General features: G+C 74.3%; 22 protein-coding genes. 16 read left to right on the top strand and 6 right to left on the bottom strand.

Annotated elements, in window-relative coordinates; genetic code table 11:
• Window positions 1–16: 16 nt before the first annotated feature.
• From RB614_RS04415 to RB614_RS04405, 3 genes are all read right to left on the bottom strand, one after another.
• Entirely contained in the window at window positions 17–1489 is a 1473-nt protein-coding gene (locus tag RB614_RS04415) for an MFS transporter (RefSeq protein ID WP_308711034.1), read from the bottom strand.
• A 38-nt stretch (window positions 1490–1527) separates the two neighbouring features.
• Window positions 1528–2688, bottom strand: coding sequence for an acetyl-CoA C-acyltransferase (locus RB614_RS04410; protein WP_308711033.1), 1161 nt, complete (start codon window positions 2686–2688; stop codon window positions 1528–1530).
• Between the two features lie 87 nt (window positions 2689–2775).
• Window positions 2776–3369, bottom strand: coding sequence for a TetR/AcrR family transcriptional regulator (locus RB614_RS04405; protein ID WP_308711032.1), 594 nt, complete (start codon window positions 3367–3369; stop codon window positions 2776–2778).
• A gap of 165 nt (window positions 3370–3534) precedes the next feature.
• Here RB614_RS04405 and RB614_RS04400 point away from each other — a divergent pair, with 165 nt between their 5' ends.
• The 13 genes from RB614_RS04400 to RB614_RS04340 are packed head-to-tail and all read left to right on the top strand — an operon-like array spanning window position 3535 to window position 14593.
• On the top strand, window positions 3535–4383 hold the full coding sequence (locus RB614_RS04400; RefSeq protein WP_308711031.1) for a CoA transferase subunit A: 849 nt from the start codon (window positions 3535–3537) through the stop codon (window positions 4381–4383).
• Window positions 4380–5138 (top strand): CoA-transferase subunit beta, encoded by a 759-nt coding sequence (locus RB614_RS04395; RefSeq protein ID WP_308711030.1) that lies wholly within the window; start codon window positions 4380–4382, stop codon window positions 5136–5138. The genes RB614_RS04400 and RB614_RS04395 overlap by 4 nt, the downstream gene beginning before the upstream one ends.
• 2 nt (window positions 5139–5140) lie before the next feature.
• Window positions 5141–6226 carry an NAD(P)H-dependent flavin oxidoreductase gene (locus RB614_RS04390; RefSeq protein ID WP_308711151.1) on the top strand — a complete coding sequence of 362 codons (1086 nt, stop codon included), beginning with the start codon at window positions 5141–5143 and terminating at the stop codon, window positions 6224–6226.
• Window positions 6227–6286: 60 nt separating this feature from the next.
• On the top strand, window positions 6287–7045 hold the full coding sequence (locus RB614_RS04385) for an SDR family oxidoreductase (RefSeq protein WP_308711029.1): 759 nt from the start codon (window positions 6287–6289) through the stop codon (window positions 7043–7045).
• A gap of 13 nt (window positions 7046–7058) precedes the next feature.
• The gene (locus tag RB614_RS04380) at window positions 7059–7487 is read left to right on the top strand and encodes an FAS1-like dehydratase domain-containing protein (RefSeq protein ID WP_308711028.1); all 429 of its coding nucleotides are present in this window, start codon (window positions 7059–7061) and stop codon (window positions 7485–7487) included.
• Window positions 7484–7882 carry a MaoC/PaaZ C-terminal domain-containing protein gene (locus RB614_RS04375; RefSeq protein ID WP_308711027.1) on the top strand — a complete coding sequence of 133 codons (399 nt, stop codon included), beginning with the start codon at window positions 7484–7486 and terminating at the stop codon, window positions 7880–7882. The genes RB614_RS04380 and RB614_RS04375 overlap by 4 nt, the downstream gene beginning before the upstream one ends.
• On the top strand, window positions 7879–8610 hold the full coding sequence (locus tag RB614_RS04370; RefSeq protein ID WP_308711026.1) for an enoyl-CoA hydratase family protein: 732 nt from the start codon (window positions 7879–7881) through the stop codon (window positions 8608–8610). Before RB614_RS04375 ends, RB614_RS04370 begins: the two co-directional genes overlap by 4 nt.
• Entirely contained in the window at window positions 8607–9755 is a 1149-nt protein-coding gene (locus RB614_RS04365) for an acyl-CoA dehydrogenase family protein (RefSeq protein WP_308711025.1), read from the top strand. The genes RB614_RS04370 and RB614_RS04365 overlap by 4 nt, the downstream gene beginning before the upstream one ends.
• A gap of 1 nt (window position 9756) precedes the next feature.
• Entirely contained in the window at window positions 9757–10734 is a 978-nt protein-coding gene (locus tag RB614_RS04360) for an acyl-CoA dehydrogenase family protein (protein ID WP_308711024.1), read from the top strand.
• Window positions 10731–11570, top strand: a complete 840-nt coding sequence (locus RB614_RS04355; RefSeq protein ID WP_308711023.1) for an enoyl-CoA hydratase — start codon at window positions 10731–10733, stop codon at window positions 11568–11570. Before RB614_RS04360 ends, RB614_RS04355 begins: the two co-directional genes overlap by 4 nt.
• A complete protein-coding gene (locus RB614_RS04350) occupies window positions 11567–12439 on the top strand; it encodes an SDR family oxidoreductase (protein WP_308711022.1) in 873 nt (290 codons plus the stop codon). The genes RB614_RS04355 and RB614_RS04350 overlap by 4 nt, the downstream gene beginning before the upstream one ends.
• Window position 12440: 1 nt before the next feature.
• Window positions 12441–13586 (top strand): acyl-CoA dehydrogenase family protein, encoded by a 1146-nt coding sequence (locus RB614_RS04345; protein WP_308711021.1) that lies wholly within the window; start codon window positions 12441–12443, stop codon window positions 13584–13586.
• Window positions 13583–14593 (top strand): acyl-CoA dehydrogenase family protein, encoded by a 1011-nt coding sequence (locus tag RB614_RS04340; protein ID WP_308711020.1) that lies wholly within the window; start codon window positions 13583–13585, stop codon window positions 14591–14593. The genes RB614_RS04345 and RB614_RS04340 overlap by 4 nt, the downstream gene beginning before the upstream one ends.
• On the opposite strand, the gene RB614_RS04335 is transcribed toward RB614_RS04340, so the two are convergent.
• From RB614_RS04335 to RB614_RS04325, 3 genes are read right to left on the bottom strand one after another with little or no spacing between them, the layout of a single operon-like run.
• Window positions 14558–15358 (bottom strand): SDR family oxidoreductase, encoded by an 801-nt coding sequence (locus tag RB614_RS04335; protein ID WP_308711019.1) that lies wholly within the window; start codon window positions 15356–15358, stop codon window positions 14558–14560. The genes RB614_RS04340 and RB614_RS04335 overlap by 36 nt on opposite strands.
• A complete protein-coding gene (locus RB614_RS04330; protein WP_308711018.1) occupies window positions 15333–16478 on the bottom strand; it encodes an acetyl-CoA C-acetyltransferase in 1146 nt (381 codons plus the stop codon). Before RB614_RS04330 ends, RB614_RS04335 begins: the two co-directional genes overlap by 26 nt.
• Before the next feature lie 36 nt (window positions 16479–16514).
• Window positions 16515–17252, bottom strand: coding sequence for an enoyl-CoA hydratase/isomerase family protein (locus tag RB614_RS04325; protein ID WP_308711017.1), 738 nt, complete (start codon window positions 17250–17252; stop codon window positions 16515–16517).
• Between the two features lie 73 nt (window positions 17253–17325).
• Between RB614_RS04325 and RB614_RS04320 the strand changes: the two genes are divergently transcribed.
• From RB614_RS04320 to RB614_RS04310, 3 genes are read left to right on the top strand one after another with little or no spacing between them, the layout of a single operon-like run.
• On the top strand, window positions 17326–18159 hold the full coding sequence (locus tag RB614_RS04320) for an amidohydrolase family protein (protein ID WP_308711016.1): 834 nt from the start codon (window positions 17326–17328) through the stop codon (window positions 18157–18159).
• Entirely contained in the window at window positions 18156–18932 is a 777-nt protein-coding gene (locus RB614_RS04315) for an enoyl-CoA hydratase-related protein (RefSeq protein ID WP_308711015.1), read from the top strand. Before RB614_RS04320 ends, RB614_RS04315 begins: the two co-directional genes overlap by 4 nt.
• Window positions 18933–18934: 2 nt before the next feature.
• A complete protein-coding gene (locus tag RB614_RS04310; RefSeq protein ID WP_308711014.1) occupies window positions 18935–20116 on the top strand; it encodes an acyl-CoA dehydrogenase family protein in 1182 nt (393 codons plus the stop codon).
• Window position 20117: the final 1 nt, after the last annotated feature.

Below are 20117 nucleotides of genomic sequence, written 5' to 3'. Positions count from 1 at the left end.
CGGTCGCCGGCGGTCCCTACGCGGGTACGGTGGCCGGCTGGCGCAGCGGGCGTCCGGTGGCGGTCGGGATCAGCAGCGCGGCGGCGCCGGCGAGCAGGTAGCTCGCGCCGAGCACGGCGAAGCCGGTCGTGTACCCCCACTCCGCCGGCGGCCCGCCCGAGTCCACACTGGACTGTACGATGCTCGCCATCAGCGCGGCGCCGATGCTGCCGCCGATCATGCGGACGTTCGCGTTCATGCCGCTCGCGACGCCGATCTGCCCGGCCGGCACCGCCGTGACGATCAGGCCGGCGAGCCCGGAGAGCGAGAGCCCCACGCCGAAGCCGAGCACGGCGCTCGCCACGTACAGCGGCGCGGCGTCGTGGTGCGCGAACGCGATCGCGGTCATCGACGCGGCGCAGGCGAGGCAGCCGGCGACGACCAGCGCCTTGCCGCCGAGCCGGCGTTCGAGGCGGGTGTTGAGGAGCCCCACCGCGACCTGGGTCACGCACGACGGGAAGATGATCATGCCGGATTCGGCGACCGTGGCGCCGAACCCGTACCCGACCTCCGGCGGGGTCTGCACGAGCTGCGGCAGGAAGCCGAACGTGGCGAAGAGCCCGATGCCGACGAGCAGCGCGACGAGGTTGGTCGTCCAGACCGCGGTCATCCGCATCATGCGCAGGTCGATGAGGGGCCGCCGGGCCCGCGACTCGGCCGCCGCCCAGAGCGCGCCGGCGGCGACCGCGCCGGCGAGCAGGGCCACGATCGCCGGGGAGAGCCAGCCGCGTTCCGGGCCGAAGCTCAGCGCCAGCAGGAGCGCGACCAGCCACGCGGTCAGGAAGAGCGCCGGCAGCCAGCCGATCCCGCCGCGCTCGCTCCGCTCGCCGGCGGCCGCGGGCCCGTCGCGCCGCTCCTCGGCCGCGACCTTGCCGGCGCCGGCGGGCGGCTCCGGGACGAACAGCCACGCCGCGACCGCGGTCAGCCCGATCACGATCAGCGGAAACCAGAAGAGCCAGCGGTACCCGAGGGTGGCCACGATCGGGCCGGTGAGCACCACGCCCAGCCCGGCGCCGATCGCGGTGAGCGAGGCGATCGCGCCGACCGAGGCGGCCACCTTCTCGGGCGGGAACTCGTCGCGGACGATGCCGAACGAGAGCGGGAGCACGCCGCCGCCGACCCCCTGGACCACCCGCGCGAAGATCATCACGCCGATGCTGTCGGCGACCGCGGCGAGCAGCGAGCCGGCGACGAGCAGAACGAGCGTGACGACCAGGATCCGCTTGCGGCCGACCAGGTCGCCGATCCGGCCCATGATCGGGGTACAGACGGCGGCGGAGAGCAGGCAGGCGGTGAGGATCCAGGTGGCCGCGCCCTGCGTGGTGCCGAACGCGGCCTGCAGCGTCGGCAGCACCGGGATCACGAAGGACTGGAGCATCGCGAACGCGGCCGCGGCGCACGCCAGCACGGCGAACGTCACCCCTTGGCGGGCGGTACCGGTGGCGCGCAACGCGGGCGCCTAGCGGCCGGCGCGGTGGCGCCGCCCGCTCACGAGCACCGTTCCAGGACCATCGCCAGGCCCTGGCCGCCGGCCGCGCAGAGCGTGACCAGGGCCAGGCTGCCGTCCCGCTCGCGCAGGCCGTTGACGGCCGTGCCGATCATGCGGGCGCCGGTCATGCCGTACGGGTGGCCGACCGCGATCGCGCCGCCGAACGGGTTCACCTTGGACAGGTCCGCGCCGAGGTCCGCGCAGCAGGGCAGCACCTGCGCGGCGAACGCCTCGTTGATCTCGACGAGGTCGATGTCGTCGATGGTCATCCCGGCGGTCGCCAGCGCGCGCCGGCTCGACTCGACCGGCCCCAGCCCCATGATCTCGGGGGAGAGGGCGGAGACGCCGGTGGCGACGATCCGGGCCAGCGGCGTGATGCCGAGGTCGGCGGCGCGCCGGTCCGACATGATCACCAGCGCCGCCGCGCCGTCGTTGAGCGGGCAGCAGTTGCCGGCCGTGACGGTGCCGTCCTCGCGGAAGACCGGCTTCAGCGCGGCGAGGCCGGCCTCGGTGACCCCCGGGCGTGGGCTGTCGTCCTGGGTGACCAGCGTGCCGTCGGGCGCCTTCACCGGGGTGATCTCGCGGGCCCAGAACCCGCTCTCCCGGGCCCGCTCGGCCCGCTGCTGGCTCAGCGCCGCGAACGCGTCCTGCTCGGCCCGGCCCACCCCGCGCAGCCGGGCCACGTTCTCCGCGGTGAGCCCCATCGGCAGGTACACGTCGGGGAGGCCGCCGGCGGCGAAGAGCGGGTTGCGGGTGTCCGGCATCCCGTCGGACTTCCCGGCGGCGTACCGGGAGATGGACTCGACCCCGGCGGCGACGACGGCGCTGGCCTCGCCGGCGACGATCGCGTGGAACGCGGAGCGGGCCGCGCTCAGGCTCGACGCGCAGTACCGCTGGACGGTGGCGGCCGGCACGGCGTCGAGGCCGAGCAGCACGGCGACCACCCGCCCGATGCCGTACCCCTGCTCGCCGGCGGGCTGGCCGCAGCCCATGACGATCTCGTCGAGGTCGCGGGGGTCGAGCTCGGGCACCTGTTCCAGCGCGGCCGTGACGATCGTGGCGGCCAGGTCGTCGGCGCGGACGTCGCGCAGCGAGCCCTTGACCGCGCGGCCGATCGGGGAACGCGCGGCGGCGACGACCACCGCGGAAGGTGCGCCCACCACATGCCCCTTCCGTCACCGCTCGCCAACCAAGCGCTTGCTACACCCTAGGTCGCGGGCCGCCGCAAGGTCAAGAGCCGGGAACGGTCAGCGGGGAGCCTGGGTCAGGCCGTCCAGGAAGATCGACGTGCAGTCTTCGGCCAGCCGGGCGCGCGGGTACTCCCGGGTGGGCTTGAACCACCGGACCGACATCCAGAGCGCGTCGCGCATCAGGCGGTAGAGGATCTTGGGATCGATGTCGGACCGGAAGGCGCCCGCGTCGATGCCCGCCTGGATCACCTGCAGCCAGGCGTTCTGCACGTCCCGGCCGGCCTTGCGCAGGTACGCGAAGCGGTCGAGCTGGCTCAGGTAGTTGACGTCGTTCTGGTAGATCTCGGTGGCGTGCGGGTGCGCCTCGACCGCTTCGAGGGAGGCGACGACGAGGTCGTGCAGCCGCGCGCGGGCGTCCAGGTCGCTGGCGAGGACCTTCTCGTACCGGGTGCGCAGGTCGGTGAGGAACGACGAGACCACCTCGTCGACGATCGCCTCTTTGGAGTCGAAGTGGTGGTAGAGGCTCCCGGAGAGGATGCCGACCTCGTCCGCGATCTGGCGGACCGTCGTCGCCGCCACGCCGTTGCGGGCGAACAGCTTGGCCGAGCTGGCCAGGATGCGTTCGCGGCGGTCCACGGGCTCACGCGCCACCGGTTCTCACCTACTAGTTCGGGGCCGGTCGATGGGGACATTGGAGTGTACTTCCCGGGGCCGCCGCGTGCGGTACCGGCGGTGTCGAAGCGCCCCGCGGACCCGGGGTATGGCGCTACCAACCAAGCGCTTGCTATCTTGGCGGCCTACCGGCGAGAGGCGGCGATGGCAGACAAGCGCATGACGGAGAGCGAGGTCGTCGCGGAGCTGCGCTCCGGGATGACCATCGGCATCGGGGGCTGGGGCTCGCGGCGCAAACCGATGTCGCTCGTACGGGCGATCCTCCGCTCCGACCTGACCGACCTGACCGTGGTCACCTTCGGCGGCCCCGACGCCGGCTTCCTGCTGGCCGCCGGCAAGATCCGCCGCCTGGTGTACGGCTTCGTCTCGCTGGACAGCATCCCGCTGGAGCCGCACTTCCGGGCCGCGCGCCAGGCCGGCACCCTCGCCGTCAGCGAGTACGACGAGGGGATGCTCCAGCTCGGGCTCCACGCCGCGGCGTGCCGGCTGCCGTTCCTGCCCACCCGGGCCGGCCTCGGCTCGGACGTCATGCGGGTCAACCCGGAGCTGCGCACGGTCGGCTCGCCGTACGAGGACGGAGAGGAGCTGGTGGCCATGCCCGCGCTGCGCCTCGACGCCGCGCTCGTCCACGTCAACCGGGCCGACGCGCTCGGCAACGGCCAGGTGCTCGGCGTGGACCCGTACTTCGACGAGCTGTTCTGCATGGCCGCCGACCGGGCGTACGTCTCCTGCGAGCGGATCGTGCCGACCGAGGAGCTGACCGTCACCGCGCCGGTGCAGACGCTCCGGATCCAGCGCTGGATGGTCAGCGGCGTGGTCGAGGCGCCGGGCGGGGCGCACTTCACCGCCTGCGACCCCGACTACGGGCGGGACGAGGCGTTCCAGCGCGAGTACGTGCGGGCGGCCGCCGACCCCGCCGCGTGGGCCGAGTTCACCGCCCGCTACCTGGCGGGGGAGGAGCCCGCGTACCGGGCCGGGGCGGTGGCCGGATGAGCGGCGTCACCCGGGCCGAGGTCTGCGTCGTGGCCTGCGCCGAGGTGTGGCGCGGCGACGGCGAGATCCTGGCCAGCCCGGTCGGCGTGATCCCGACGATCGGCGCCCGCCTCGCCCGCGCCACGTTCGCGCCCGACCTGCTCCTCTCCGACGGCGAGGCGCTGCTGGTACAGGGGACCTGGGCGCTCGGCGACAAGCCACCGGTGATCGAGGGCTGGCTGCCGTTCCGGACGATCTTCGACCTGATTTACACCGGCCGCCGGCACGTGATGATGGGACCGAGCCAGGTCGACCGGTACGGCAACGCGAACATCTCGGCCGTCGGCCCGTTCGAGCGCCCCACCGCGCAGCTGCTCGGCGTGCGCGGCGCGCCGGGCAACACCGTCCACCACCCGACCAGCTACTGGGTGAGCCGGCACCGCCCCCGCTCCTTCGTCGAGCGGGTCGACATGGTCTCCGGCGTCGGGTACGACCGGGCGGCCGCCGCCGGCCCCTCCGCGAGCCGCTTCCACGAGATCCGCCGGGTGGTCAGCGACCTCGGCGTCTTCGACTTCGCCACGCCGGATCACCGGATGCGGCTGGTCTCGGTCCACCCGGGCGTTACCGTCGAGCAGGTGGTGGCGGCGACGGGGTTCGACCTGGTCATGGCCGGCGAGGTGGCCCGGACGCGGCTGCCGACCGACCGCGAGCTGGAGCTGATCCGCACGGTCATCGACCCGCAGGACCTGCGCTCCCGGGAGGTGCCCGCGCCGTGAGGCTGCACACCGCCATCTGCGACCTGTTCGGCGTCCGGTACCCGATCGTCCAGACCGGCATGGGGTACGTCTCCGGCGCCCGCCTGACCGCCGCGACCTCCGCCGCCGGCGGCCTCGGCGTCATCGGCAGCGCCACGATGAGCCTCGCCGAGCTCGAGGCGGCCATCCGCGCGGTCAAGGAGCGGACCCCGGCGCCGTTCGGGGTCAACCTGCGCGCCGACGCCACCGACGCCCGCGACCGGGTCGACCTGCTGATCCGCGAGGGGGTACGGGTCGCGTCGTTCGCCCTCGCGCCGAAGCCGGAGCTGATCGCCCGGCTCAAGGACGCCGGCATCGTGGTCGTACCCTCGATCGGCGCCCGCCGGCACGCCGAGAAGGTGGCCGCCTGGGGCGCCGACGCGGTGGTCGTGCAGGGCGGCGAGGGCGGCGGGCACACCGGCGGCGTGGCGACCTCGCTGCTGCTGCCCCAGGTCGTCGACGCGGTGGAGATCCCGGTGATCGCGGCCGGCGGCTACTTCGACGGGCGGGGGCTGGTGGCCGCGCTCGCGTACGGCGCCTCCGGCATCGCCATGGGCACCCGGTTCCTGCTGACCAGCGACAGCGAGGTGCCCGAGGCGGTCAAGCGGGCGTACCTGGCCGCGAGCGTGTACGACACGGTCTGGACGGACGTGCTCGACGGGCTGCCGCAACGGCTGCTGCGCACCCCGTTCGTCGACCGGCTGGCCCGGGCCGGGCGCGCCCGCCGGCTGGCCCGGTCGGTGCGGAGCGCGGCGGCGCTGCGCCGGCACACCGGCATGAGCTGGCGCGACATGGTCAGCGAGGGACTGTCGATGCGCCGCTCGCACGAGCTGCGGCTCAGCCAGGTGCTGCTCGCCGCCAACACGCCGGCGCTGCTGCGTTCGGCCATGGTGGACGGTCGCACCGACCTGAGCGTGATGGCGACCGGGCAGGTGGTCGGGCTCATCGACGACCTGCCCTGCTGCGCCGAGCTGGTCGAGCGGATCATGGAGCAGGCCCGGGACGTGGTGGCCCGGCTGGCCTGCCCCGCCCCGGCGGCGTCCGAGGAGCGCGGCGATGCCGGCGTATGAGATCGACCGCCCCCGGCTGCCGGTCGACAAGAGCGTGGCGGTACCCCGGCGGGAGGCGCGATGACCGGACATGGACTGTTGGCCGGGCGGACCGTGCTGGTGACCGCGGCCGCCGGCACCGGGATCGGCTTCGCCACCGCCCGCCGCTGCGCCGAGGAGGGCGCCCGGGTGGCGATCAGCGACCGGCACGAGCGGCGGCTCGCCGAGGCGGCCCGGACGCTCGCCGGGATCGCCGGCGAGGAGCCGCTCGCGGTGCCCTGCGACGTGACCGTCGAGGAGCAGGTTCAGCGGATGGTCGACACGGTCGTCGACGAGTACGGGCACCTCGACGTGCTGGTCAACAACGCCGGCCTCGGCGGCACCGCGCAGGTGGTCGAGATGACCGACGAGCAGTGGCACACGGTGCTGGACGTGACGCTGACCGGCACGTTCCGCTGCACCCGGGCGGCGCTGCGGCACATGATCCCGCGGGGCGGCGGCGTGATCGTCAACAACGCGTCGGTGATCGGCTGGCGGGCGCAGGAGGGCCAGGCGCACTACGCCGCCGCGAAGGCCGGCGTGATGGCGCTGACCCGCTGCTCCGCGCTGGAGGCGGCCAAGGCGGGCGTACGGGTCAACGCGGTCGCGCCGAGCATCGCGATGCACCCGCACCTGGCCAAGGTGACGACGGAGGAGCTGCTCACCACGCTCGCCGGGCGCGAGGCGTTCGGGCGGGCGGCCGAGCCGGAGGAGGTGGCGAACGTCATCGTCTTCCTCGCCAGCGACCTCGCCTCGTACCTCGCCGGCGAGGTCATCTCCGTGAGCAGCCAGCATCCGTGACGGGGAGGTCGTGATGGTCGACACCGGGGCGCTCGGCGCCGCCGGCACGCCGTTCGAGATGGAGATCGAGCGCGGGAAGGTACGCGAGTTCGCCCGCGCGGTCTTCGCCACCGACCCGGCGTACCTGTCCGATGTGGAGCCGGTGATCCCGCCGACGTTCCTGACCACGGCGTTCTTCTGGCAGCACGGCGACAGCGACCCGTGGGAGAAGGTCGCCATGGACCAGTCCCGCGGCCTGCACGCCGAGCAGGAGTACGTCTTCCACGGCCCGCCGCCGCGCGCCGGCGACCGGCTGACCGCCCAGTCGGCGGTCACCGAGATCTACACGAAGACGAGCCGGGGCGGCGGCACGCTGACGTTCGCCGTCATGGTCACCGAGTTTCGCGACGCGTCGGGGCGGCTGGTCGCCGAGGCCCGACAGACCGGGGTCGAGACGTCGTGACGCCGCCCGCCCCGCTCGTCGTCGGCCCGCTCACCCGTACCGACCTGGTGCGCTACCAGGGCGCGTCCGGCGACTTCAACCCGATCCACCACGACGAGCCGTTCGCCCGGGCGGCCGGGCTGCCGGCACCGCTGGCGCTCGGCATGCTCCAGGCCGGCCTGATGGCGACCTGGGCCACCGGCTGGCTCGGCGCCGCCGCGGTACGCCGGTTCCGGGTCCGCTTCGCCGCGAAGGTCTTCCCCGGCGACACGCTCACCTGCGCCGGCGAGGTCGCCCGCCGGTACACGCGGGACGGTGAGCCGCGGGTGGACCTGGAGCTGACCTGCACCACCCAGGCCGGGGTGGTCGCCGCCCGCGCGTGGGCGACCTTCGTCACCCAGGGAGCAACCGCATGATCAGTTCTTCGGTATCGGCCGGCGTCGCCGAGGTCGTCATGGACAACCCGCCGGTGAACGCCCTGCCGGTGGCCGGCTGGTTCGCGCTGGCCGAGGCGCTCACCGCGGCCGGCGCCGACCCGGAGGTATGCGCGGTCGTGCTCCGGGCCCGGGGGCGCGGCTTCAACGCCGGCGTCGACGTCAAGGAGCTCAACCGCGCCACCGACTTCGCCGCGATGGTGTCCGTCAACCGGGGCTGCGCGGCGGCGTTCGCGGCCGTCTACGACTGCCCGGTACCGGTGATCGCGGCGGTGCACGGCCACTGCCTCGGCGGCGGCATCGGCCTGGCCGGCAACGCGGACATCGTGGTGGCCAGCGAGGACGCCACGTTCGGCCTGCCCGAGGTGGACCGGGGCGCGCTCGGCGCCGCCACCCACCTCGCCCGGCTGGTGCCGCAGCACCGGATGCGCGCCATGGTGTACACCTCCCGCACCGCGACCGCCGCCGAGCTGCACGGGTACGGCTCGGTGCTGGCGGTGGTACCCCGGGACGGGCTGCGGGAGGCCGCGCTGGAGCTGGCCCGGGAGATCGCTGCCAAGGAGCCGGCCGTGATCCGGGCTGCGAAGCAGTCGCTCAACGGCATCGACCCGGTCGACGTCAAGCGCAGCTACCGGTACGAGCAGGGGTTCACCTTCGAGCTCAACCTCTCCGGCGTGGCCGACAAGGTACGGCGGGAGTTCGGCACATGACCGTCGACCTGACCGACACCGCGAGCGAGGCCGCGTTTCGCGCCGAGGCCCGCGCCTGGCTCCGGGCGAACGTACCGGCGCAGCCGCTCCCTTCCGGCGACACCCGCGAGGGCTTCGCCCGGCACGTCGATTGGGAGCGCCGGCTGCACGAGGCGCGCTGGTCGGCCGTCTCCTGGCCCGAGCGGTACGGCGGGCGGGACGCCTCGCTCTGGGAGTGGCTGATCTTCGAGGAGGAGTACCACGCGGCCGGCGCGCCGCAGCGGGTCACCCAGAACGGCATCTTCCTGCTCGCCCCGACGCTCTTCGAGTTCGGCACGGACGGGCAGCGCGACCGGCTGCTGCCCCGGATGGCGGCGGCCGAGGACCTGTGGTGCCAGGGCTGGTCGGAGCCGGAGGCGGGCAGCGACCTCGCAGGCATCCGCAGCACGGCGGTACGCGACGAGGCGGCCGGCGGCTGGCGCCTGTCCGGGCAGAAGACGTGGACCACCCGCGGGGCGTTCTGCACCCACCTCTTCGGGCTCTTCCGCACCGACCCGGCCGCCGCCCGGCACCGCGGCCTCACCTACTTCCTGGTGCCGCTGGACGCGCCCGGCGTGACCGTACGGGGGTTCGGCCGGCTCGACGGCGACGAGGGCTTCGCCGAGGTCTTCCTCTCCGACGTCTTCGTACCCGACGCGGACGTGCTCGGCGGCGTGGGGGAGGGATGGCGGGTCGCGATGGCCACCACCGGCTCCGAGCGCGGGCTCACGCTCCGCTCGCCGGGGCGCTTCCTCGCCGCCGCCGACCGCCTCGTCGCGCTGGCCCGCTCCCGCGGCTCCTTGGCACCGCGGCTGCGCGAGCGGGCGGTGCGGGCCTGGATGGGCGCCCGGGCGTACCACCTCTACACCCTCCGTGACGTCGACGCGCTGCTCGCCGGCGTGCCGGCGGGCGCCCGCTCCAGCATGAACAAGCTCTTCTGGTCCGAACTGGACGTCGACATCCACGAGGCGGCGCTGGAGATCCTCGGACCGGAGGCGCGGGTCGACGCGGCGTGGAGCCGGGGCTTCCTCTTCTCGCTCTCCGGACCGATCTACGCCGGTACCAACGAGATCCAGCGCACGATCGTCGCCGAACGGGTGCTCGGCCTACCGCGCGGGGGAGGCTGAGATGCGGTTCGGGTGGACGGCCGACCAGGTCGCGCTCCGCGAGGCGGTACGCGACCTGCTGGCCAGCGCCTGCCCGCCTTCTGTGGTGCGGGCCGCCTGGCCGGGCGGGGACGAGTCCAGTGTGGAGGCACTGTGGAGCGCCCTCACCGGGATGGGGATCCCCGGGGCGGTCGGCGAGCTCGGCCTCGACGAGGTCGACCTGGTGTCGCTGCTGGAGGAGACCGGGTACGCGGCGGTGCCGCTGCCGGTGGTGGAGACCGCGGCCGTGGCGGCCCCGCTGCTCGCCGCGACCGGCGACCCGGGCGGTCACCTGCCCGGAATCCTGGCCGGACGCACGCGGGTCGCCGTCGCGGGCGGCCTCGTCCCGTACGGCCGCCGCGCCACGCTCGTGCTCCACCTCGACGGCCCCGCGGCATGGCTCTCCACACTGGACGGCGCCGTCGACGAGACCACTGTGGACGGCTCGCTCGCGGCGGTGCGGGTGCCGAAGCCGTCCGGTGAGCCGCTGACCGAGGACGCCGAGCTGGTGGGGCTCGCCGCCGACCGGCTCGCGCTCGGTGCCGCCGCGCAGCTCGTCGGGCTCGGGCGGCGGATGCTCGACCTGACCGTCGGGTACGTCCGGGAGCGCAGGCAGTTCGGCGTGCCGGTGGGGAGCTTCCAGGCGGTCAAGCATCACCTCGCGGACGCCCTCGTGCGGCTGGAGTTCGCCGCCCCGGCGGTGTACGCGGCCGCCTGGGCCCTCGCCGGGCGCCGCCCGGAGCGGGGCCGGGACGTCTCCACCGCCGTGCTGCTGGCGACCGAGGCGGCCCGCGAGGCGGCGCGCACCGCGATCCAGTGCCACGGCGCGATCGGCTACACCGTCGAGTACGACCTGCACCTGTACGCCAAGCGGGCCTGGGCGGTCGCGGCCACCTGCGACACCGACGCCCACCTCGCCCGGGTGGCCGAGGCCCTCGACCTGAAAGGAGCGGCCGCATGAGCGAGGATGTCGTGCTGTACACAGTGGACGGCGGCGTCGCGGTGGTGACGATGAACCGGCCGCGCTACCGCAACGCGCAGAACTCCGCGATGACGTACGCGCTCGACGCCGCCTTCTACCGGGCGGCCGAGGACGACGCGGTCAAGGCGATCGTGCTGACCGGCGCCGGCGAGCACTTCTCGGCCGGGCACGACATCGGCACCCCGGAGCGCGACGTCGACCGCAGCTTCGAGCGGCGCGCCTCGCTCTGGTGGGACCACGTCGGCAAGGCCGGGGGCGAGAGCCGGTACGCCCGCGAGTCCGAGGTGTACCTCGGCATGTGCCGGCGCTGGCGCGAGCTGCCCAAGCCGACGGTCGCGATGGTCCGCGGCGCCTGCGTCGCCGGCGGCCTGATGCTCGCCTGGTGCTGCGACCTCGTCGTCGCCGCGGAGGGGGCGTTCTTCGCCGACCCGGTGGTGCGGATGGGGATCCCCGGCGTCGAGTACTTCGCGCACCCCTGGGTGATGGGGCCGCGCTTCGCCAAGGAGTTCCTCTTCCTGGGCGAGCGGGTCGACGCCCGGCGGGCACTGGAGCTGGGCATGGTCAACCGGGTCGTACCCGCGGACGACCTGGAACGGTCCACGATGGACATCGCCGGCCGGATCGCCGCGATGCCCCGCTTCGGGCTGGCCCTGGCGAAGAAGGCGGTCAACCAGGCCGAAGACCTGATGGGGCTGCGCGCCGGCATGGACTCGGTCTTCGGGCTGCACCACCTGGCACACGCGCACAACGCCGAGGTCGGCCAGGACTCGCTCGCCGGGCACGACGCCCGCTCGATGAAGGAGGCCGCCAAGTGAGTTTCTGCGCGGGGCGGGTCGTCGTCGTCACCGGCGCCGGCCAGGGGCTGGGGCGGGCGCACGCGCTGGCGTTCGCGGCGGCCGGCGCCCGGGTCGTGGTCAACGACGTCGGCACGGCGGCGGAGGCGGTGGCCGCGGAGATCCGCGCGGCCGGCGGCGAGGCGGTCGCCAGCGCCGGCGACGTGGCCGACTGGGCGTACGCGCACGCGCTGGTGCGGGCCGCCGTCGAGGCGTACGGGCGGCTGGACGTGCTGGTCAACAACGCCGGCCTGGTACGGGACCGGATGCTGGTCAGCCTCACCGAGGCGGAGTGGGACGAGGTGCTCCGGGTCGACCTCAAGGGGCACGCCGCGCCGATGCGGCACGCGGCCGCGTACTGGCGGGACCGGGCCAAGGCGGGCGAGCCGGTGGACGCCCGCATCGTCAACACCAGCTCCGGCGCCGGACTCATGGGCTCGGTCGGCCAGCTCAACTACGTGGCGGCGAAGGCCGGCATCGCCGCGATGACCGTCGTGGCCGCGGTCGAGCTGGCCCGGTACGGCGTCACCGTCAACGCGATCGCCCCCTCCGCCCGTACCGCGATGACCCAGGACGTCTTCGCCGACGACATGCGCGCACCGGAGGGCGGCTTCGACGCGATGGCCCCGGAGAACGTCTCCCCGCTCGTCGTCTGGCTGGGCAGCGCCGAGTCGGCCGGCGTCACCGGGCGGGTCTTCGAGGTCTCCGGCGGCTCGGTGAGCGTCGCCGACGGCTGGCAGCACGGCGAGGCGGTCGACCGCGGGCGCCGGTGGCGGCCCGAGGAGCTAGGTCCGGTCGTACACGATCTGCTGGCGGCCGCGCCCAAGCCGGCGCCGGTCTACGGAGCCTGACGTGGACGGCGATCTGGCGGCCTTCCGCGCCGAGGTGCGCGACTGGCTGGCCGCCCACCTGACCGGCGAGTTCGCGCCGCTGGTCGGGGCCGGCGGCCCGGGGCGCGAGCACGAGCTGACCGAGCTGCGCGTCGCCTGGGAACGGGAGCTGGGCGCGGCCGGCTGGATCGGGCTCGGCTGGCCGGTCGCCGACGGCGGGCGCGGCGCCGACATCGCCCGGCAGGTCGTCTTCTTCGAGGAGTACGCCCGCGCCGGCGGCCCGGGGCGGCTCAGCCACATCGGCGAGTACCTGCTCGCCCCGACCCTCGTCGCGTACGGCACGCCGGAGCAGCGCCGCCGCTTCCTGCCGCCGATCGCGCGGGCGCAGGAGCTGTGGTGCCAGGGGTACTCCGAGCCGGAGGCCGGGTCGGACCTCGCCTCGGTGCGCACCACCGCGGTACGCGACGGGGACACCTGGCGGATCACCGGGCAGAAGGTCTGGACCTCGCTCGCCCACATCGCCCAGTGGTGCTTCGTGCTCGCCCGCACCGACCCGTCCGCGTCCCGCCACCGCGGCCTGTCGTACCTGCTCGTGCCGATGGACCAGCCGGGGATCGAGGTGCGGCCGATCGTGCAGCTCACCGGCACCTCCGAGTTCAACGAGGTGTTCTTCGACGGCGCGGTGACCGCCGCGGCGAACATCGTCGGCGCGCCCGGCGACGGCTGGCGGGTGGCGATCGGCACGCTCGGCTTCGAGCGCGGTGTCGCCACGCTGGGGCAGCAGGTCGGCTTCGCCCGCGAGCTGGACGCGGTGATCGCCGCCGCCCGCGCGGACGGGCGGCTGGCCGACCCGGTGCACTACGACCGGCTCGTGGACGCCTGGATCGGCCTGCGCGTCCTGCGGTACCACGCGTTGCGCACGCTGGGCGAGAGCGCGGGCGCCAACGCCTCGGTCGCCAAGCTGCTCTGGGCCAACTGGCACCAGCGCCTCGGCGAGCTGGCGGTGGACGAGCCGGGGGCGATGCTCGCCGAGGGGGAGCCGTACGCGCTCTCCGACGCGCAGCGGCTCTTCCTGTTCACCCGCGCCGACACGATCTACGGCGGCTCCAACGAGATCCAGCGCGGCATCGTCGCCGACGCGCTGCTGGGCAAGGTGGGGCGCCGATGACGTACAGCCAGGAGCAGGAGCAGCTCCGCGAGACCCTACGGGCGTTCCTGGCGCGATTCGGCGACGACAAGGAGGTGTGGGGGCGGCTCACCGGGGAGCTGGGGCTGACCGCGCTCGCGATCGACGAGCGGTACGGCGGGTTCGGCGCGACCCTCGCCGAGGTCGGGATCGCGCTGGAGGAGACCGGCCGGGCCCTGCTCGCCGCCCCGTACCTGCCCACCGTCGCCACCGCGGCGGCGCTCGGCGAGGCGGCCGCGGACGAGCTGCCCGGCATCGCCGCCGGCACCACGGTCGCCACCCTCGCGGTCGCCGAACCCGGCACCGCCTGGCGGCTCGACGCGCTCGCCACGACCGCCCGCGAGAGCGGCGGCGGCTGGCGGCTCGACGGCGTCAAGGAGTACGTGCTCGACGGGCAGCACGCCGACCTGCTCGCGGTGGTGGCGGAGGGGGGCCTGTTCCTGGTACGGGCCGAGGAGACCCGCCGCACGGGTCACTCCACACTGGACCAGACCCGCCCGCAGGCCCGGGTGGTGTTCGACGGCGCACCCGGAGTACGGGTCGGCGACGGGCGGGCCGCCGCGCACGCGGTCGACCTGCACCTGCTGGCGCTCGCCGCCGAGTCGGTCGGGGTGGCCCGGGCCAGCCTGGAGGCGACCGCCGCGCACCTGCTCACCCGCACCCAGTTCGGGGTGCCGCTGGCGACGTTCCAGGCGCTCCGGCACCGGGTCGCCGACCTGGCGGTCAAGGTCGAGGCGGCCACCTCGACGGTCTGGTACGCGCTCCGCGCCGACCCGGACGAGCTGCCGGTCGCCGCGCCGCTGGCCAAGGTGGTGGCGACCGAGGCCGCCTACGCGGTGACCGCCGAGTCGATCCAGCTGCACGGCGGCATCGGCTTCACCTGGGAGCACGACGCGCACCGGTACTTCAAGCGGGCCACCGCCAACCGGCTGCTCTTCGGCGACCCGGTGACGCTACGCCGGCTGGTCGGCGCCCGCGCCGGCATCTGAGCCGCGTGTCGCTAGGTAAAAGGCGGGCAGCTCGCCGCCACCGTCCACTGTGATCTGCGCACCGTTCAGATAGGACGCGAGCGGCGAGGTGAGCAGCAGGCAGGCGTCCGCGACGTCGTCCGGCGTGGCCATCCGGCCCAGCGGGATCGTGCCGTCGACCGCCCGCAGCGCGCCCTCGTCGCCGTAGTGCTCGGCGTTCTGCGCGGTGCGGACCAGCCCGACGATGACGCCGTTGACCCGTACCCGCGGCGCCCACTCGACGGCGAGGGCCCGGGTCAGCGCCTCGAGCCCCGCCTTCGCCGCGGCGTACGCGGCCGTGCCGGGCGCCGGCCGGAGCGCGGCGACGCTGCCGATGTTGACGATGTGCCCGCCGCCGGGCTGCTCCCGCATGACCGCGTTGGCCGCCTGCGCGACGAAGAACGGGGCCAGCAGGTTGAGCCGGACGATCGAGGTGACCAGCCGCGGGGAGGCGCTGTCGGCCGGCACCACGGGGGAGCCGCCGGCGTTGTTGACCACCACGTCGAGGCGGCCGAACCGGCGTACCGCCTCGGCGACGAGCTCCGCCGCCTGGTCCGGCTCGCGCACGTCCGCGGCGTGGAAGCCGATCCCGCCGGGAAGGGCCGCCGGCCGCTGCCGGCCGCACACCAGCACCCGGGCGCCGTCCGCGGCGAAGCGCGCCGCGATCACCGCGCCGATTCCCCGGGTACCGCCGGTGACGAGGACGGCCCGGGAGTCCGGCTCAGAGCCGTTCGATGATGGTGACATTCGCCGTACCCCCGCCCTCGCACATGGTCTGCAGGCCGTACCGCCCGCCCGTGCGTTCGAGCTCGTGCAGCAGCGTGGTCATCAACCGTACGCCGGTGGCGCCGAGCGGGTGGCCGAGTGCCACGGCGCCGCCGTTGACGTTCACCCGGGCGAGGTCGGCGCCGGTCTCGCGCTGCCAGGCGAGCACGACCGGGACGAACGCCTCGTTGATCTCGACGAGGTCGATGTCGCCGATGGCCATCCCGGTGCGGCGCAGCGCGTACTCGGTGGCCGGGATCGGGCCGGTGAGCATGAAGACCGGGTCGGCGGCGCGGACGCTGAGGTGGTGGATCCGGGCGCGCGGGCGCAGCCCGTGCGCCTTCACGGCCCGCTCGGAGGCGACCAGGAGGGCCGCGGCGGCGTCGGAGATCTGGCTGGCCAGCGCCGCGGTGACCGTGCCGCCCGGGCGGAGCGGGGCGAGCGCCGCCATCCGTTCCGGCGACGTGTCCCGCCGCGGCCCCTCGTCGGCCGCGACCACGCCGTACGGGACGATCTCCCGCGCGAAGCGCCCCTCGTCGATGGCGCGGATCGCCCGGCGGTGGCTCTGCAGCGCGTACTGCTCCATCTCGGCGCGGCTCAGGTCCCACTTGGCGGCGATCAGCTCGGCCGCCCGGAACTGGGAGATCTCCTCCTCGCCGTACCGCTGCCGCCAGCGCACCGAGCCGGAGAACGGGTCGGCGTGGTCGGGCACGGCGGACATCGCGGCCGCGATCGGCACCATGCTCATGTTCTGCACGCCGCCCGCGACCACGAGGTCGGCCGTGCCGGAGCCGACCGCCTGCGCGGCGAAGTGCACAGCCTGCTGCGACGAGCCGCACTGGCGGTCGACGGTGACGCCGGGCACCTCCTCCGGCATGCCCGCCGCCAGCCAGGCGGTACGGGCGATGTTGCCGGCCTGCGGGCCGAGCGCGTCGACGCAGCCGAAGACGACGTCGTCCACGGCCGCCGGGTCGATGCCGGTGCGGGTCACGAGCGCCTCGATGACGTGCGCGCCGAGGTCCGCCGGATGGGCGGCGCAGAGGCCGCCGCCACGGCGGCCGACGGGGGTACGGATCGCGTCGACGATGTAAGCCTCGGTCACGCCGTGAGCCTAGCAACCAAGCGCTCGCTTGGTAAGTCAGCCCCGCCCGAACCGGGCCAGGCGGTCGGCCGCGTCCGGGCCGAGCGCGCCGCTGTGGGCCAGCTCGTACGCCAGGCCGTCGCGGAGCGTGGCCGTCTCGGTCTCGGCGAGCAGCCGCTTGGTCATCCGGTGGGTGAACCAGGAGTTGTCGACGATCCGGCGGACCGTCTCCTCGACCGCGCCGTCGAACGCGCCGTCGGCCCAGCAGGAGTTCGCCAGTCCCATCGCCTCGGCCTCCCGGCCGGTGCAGACCCGCCCGGTGAACATCAGCTCCTTCGCCTTCGCCGCGCCGACCCGCCGGGGCAGCCGCTGGCTCATCCCCCACACCGGCGTCATCGCCCAGGCCGCGTGCACGTCGGCGAAGCGCGCGCTCTCCGCGGCGAGGATGAGGTCGGCGGCGAGGGCGAGCTCCAGCCCGCCCGCGTAGCAGTGCCCGTGCACGGCCGCGACGACCGGCTGGGGGAGCGCGGCCAGCTCCTCGATCACCCGCGCCTGGAAGTGTGGCTCCGGCGGTTGCTCGCCGGCGGCGATCGCGGCGAGGTCGTTGCCGGAGCAGAAGCTGCGGCCGGCGCCCCGCAGCAGCACGCAGCCGACCGTGTCGGTGGCCGCCGCGATGTCGGCCACATGCTGTCTGAGCAGCGCGAACATCGGTACCGTCAGGGCGTTGTGCTTCTCCGGCCGGTTGAGTGTGAGGGTGGTCAGGCCACCCTCGTCGAGGCGTCGCACCAGCGTCATGCCGACATCGTAGGAGACAAGCAAGCGCTTGGTCACTACACTGGCGGCGACGACAGCACAGCGGAGGCGGCGTATGGCATTCCCCACCGACATCGGCGTGATCGACACGCTGATCGGCCTGCCGACCGAGGAGGTACCGGCGGGCGACGACGACGTGCACGAGCAGATCTCGTACATGTTCAAGAAGTTTCCGCAGGTGCGCCGGCACGAGGGCAGCGTCGACGACCTGCTCCGCACCATGGACGCGTACGGCATCGAGAAGGGGCTCGTCCCCGTGCTGCCCGGCGACGAGATGGCCGCCCGGGCGATCGTGGCCCACCCCGACCGCCTCCTGGGCTGCCTCGACGTGGACCCGCACCGGGGCATGGACGCGGTCCGCGACCTGCAGCGGGCGTACGAGACGATCGGCGTGGTCGGGGCGCAGTTCATGCCCGCCCTGCTCGCCCCGCCGGTGCCGATCGACGACCGCCGGGCCTACCCGCTCTACGCCAAGTGCGTCGAACTGGACATCCCGATCTTCGTCAACGGCGGCGTGCCCGGGCCCCGGCTGCCGTACGCCAGCCAGCACCCGGGACTCGTCGACGAGGTCTGCTATTTCTTCCCCGAGCTCAAGTTCGTCTTCCGGCACTGCTGCGAGCCCTGGGTCGACCTCACCGTCAAGCTGCTGCTCAAGTACCCCAACCTCTACTACTCCACGACCGGCTTCGCGCCGAAGTACTACCCGCCGGCGATCATCGAGTACGCGAACACGCGCGGCGCCGACAAGGTCATCTACGGCGGCTACTACCCGTACGGCCTGGAGCTGGAGCGGATCTTCGCCGAGCTGCGCAACCTGCCGCTCAAGGACGAGGTGTGGCCCAAGTTCCTGCGCGAGAACGCGGCCCGCGTGCTCGGGGTGGGCCGGTGACCACCATCCGCTACGAGGTCGCCGAGGGCGTCGCGACCGTCACGCTCAACCGCCCCGACCGGTTCAACGCGTTCACGCCGGAGATGGGGGCCGCGTACAACGAGGCGCTGGGCCGCGCCGACCGCGACCCGGACGTGCGGGCGGTCGTGGTCACCGGCGCCGGCCGCGGCTTCTGCGGGGGAGCGGACCTCGCGTTCCTCGCCGAGGTCGACGAGGGCACCGCCCAGGACGTCCCCGAGGGGATCCGGCCGCGGCTCGCCATGGAGATCCGCAAGCCGGTGGTCGCCGCGGTCAACGGTTCGGCGGCCGGCGTGGGCTTCGCGCTGATCCTCTTCGCCGACGTGCGGTTCGTGGCCGCCGAGGCGAAGCTGACCACCACGTTCAGCCGGCTCGGGCTCGCCGCCGAGTACGGCAGCGCCTGGCTGCTGCCCCGCCTCGTCGGGCTCGGCAACGCCGCCGACGTACTGCTCAGCGGCCGGGCGCTGACCGGCGAGGAGGCGTACCGGATCGGGCTGGCCCAGCGGGTGCTGCCGGCGGCCGACGTGCTCCCCGCCGCGCTGGAGTACGCCCGGGAGATCGCCGCGTACTGCGCGCCCCGCGCCCTGGAGACGATCAAGGGGCAGCTCCGGGCCGACCTCGAACGCCCGCTGGACGCCGCGCTGGACGCCGCCGCCGCGCTCATGCACGCGTCGTTCGGCTCGCCGGACCTGCCCGAGGCGATGGCCGCCCGCGCCGAGAAACGGCCCCCACGCTTCCAGCCGCTCGGGGACTGACCGTGGACATCGCGTACACGGCCGAGGAGGACGCCTTCCGCGCGGAGGTGCGGGCCTGGCTCGGCGAGGTGCTGCCGGCGCTGCCGCCCGCGCCGCCGCCGCACGACTGGCCGGCCCGCCGGGTCTTCGACACCACCTGGCAGCGGACGCTCTACGACGCCGGGTACGGCGGCCTGGACTGGCCGGCCGAGTACGGCGGGCGCGGCGCCAGCCCGGTCCAGCAGCTCATCCTGCTGGAGGAGACCGAGCGGGCCCGGGCGCCGTACGGCGTCGCCAACTACGTCGGCCTCAAGCACGCCGGACCGACGATCGCGGCCGAGGGGACACCGGCCCAGAAGGAGCGCCACCTCGGGCCGATCCTGCGCGGCGACGAGGTGTGGTGCCAGGGCTTCTCCGAGCCCGGCGCCGGATCCGACCTCGCCTCCCTGCGCACCCGGGCGGTACGGGACGGCGACGACTACGTGCTCACCGGGCAGAAGATCTGGACGTCGCACTCGCTGGTCGCCGACTTCTGCGAGATCCTCGTCCGCACCGACCCGGACGCCCCCAAGCACAAGGGGCTCACCTGGCTCATCATGCCGATGGACGCGCCCGGCGTACGGCTGCGCCCGCTGCGCACCATCATGGGCTCCACCGACTTCGCCGAGATGTTCCTCGACGGCGTACGCGTGCCGGTCGCCAACCGGGTCGGCGCGGAGAACGACGGCTGGCGGGTCGCGATGGTGACCCTCAGCTTCGAGCGCGGCACCGCGTTCACCGGCGAGCTGGTCAACTCCATGGTGCTCGTGGAGGAACTGGCCCGGCTCGCCCGCAAGCTGACCCGCCGGTCAGGCACCGCCTGGAACGACGCCGGCCTGCGCCGGGAGATCGGCCACCTGGCCGCCGGGTACGACGCGCTCTGGGCGCTGACCCTGCGCAACGTCTCCGAGGCCGCCGCCGGCTCGGTACCCGGCGTCGGCGCCACCGTCTTCAAGCTCCGCCTCACCGAGCTGCGCACCACGCTGCTGGAGCTCTTCGCCCGGCTGCTGGGCCGCGCCGGCCTCACCATGAGCGACCTCGACGACCTCGGCAACGGCTACTACGTCGAGGAGCGGCTGCGCGCCCTCTCGCTGACCATCGCCGGCGGCACCTCGAACATCCAGCGCAACATCATCGCCGAGCGCCTCCTCGGCCTGCCGAAGTAGG

This window comes from Phytohabitans maris (assembly GCF_031085175.1).
In the GTDB taxonomy this organism is placed as follows: Bacteria; Actinomycetota; Actinomycetes; order Mycobacteriales; family Micromonosporaceae; genus Phytohabitans; species Phytohabitans maris.
This window is presented reverse-complemented; position numbering and strand designations above follow the sequence as displayed.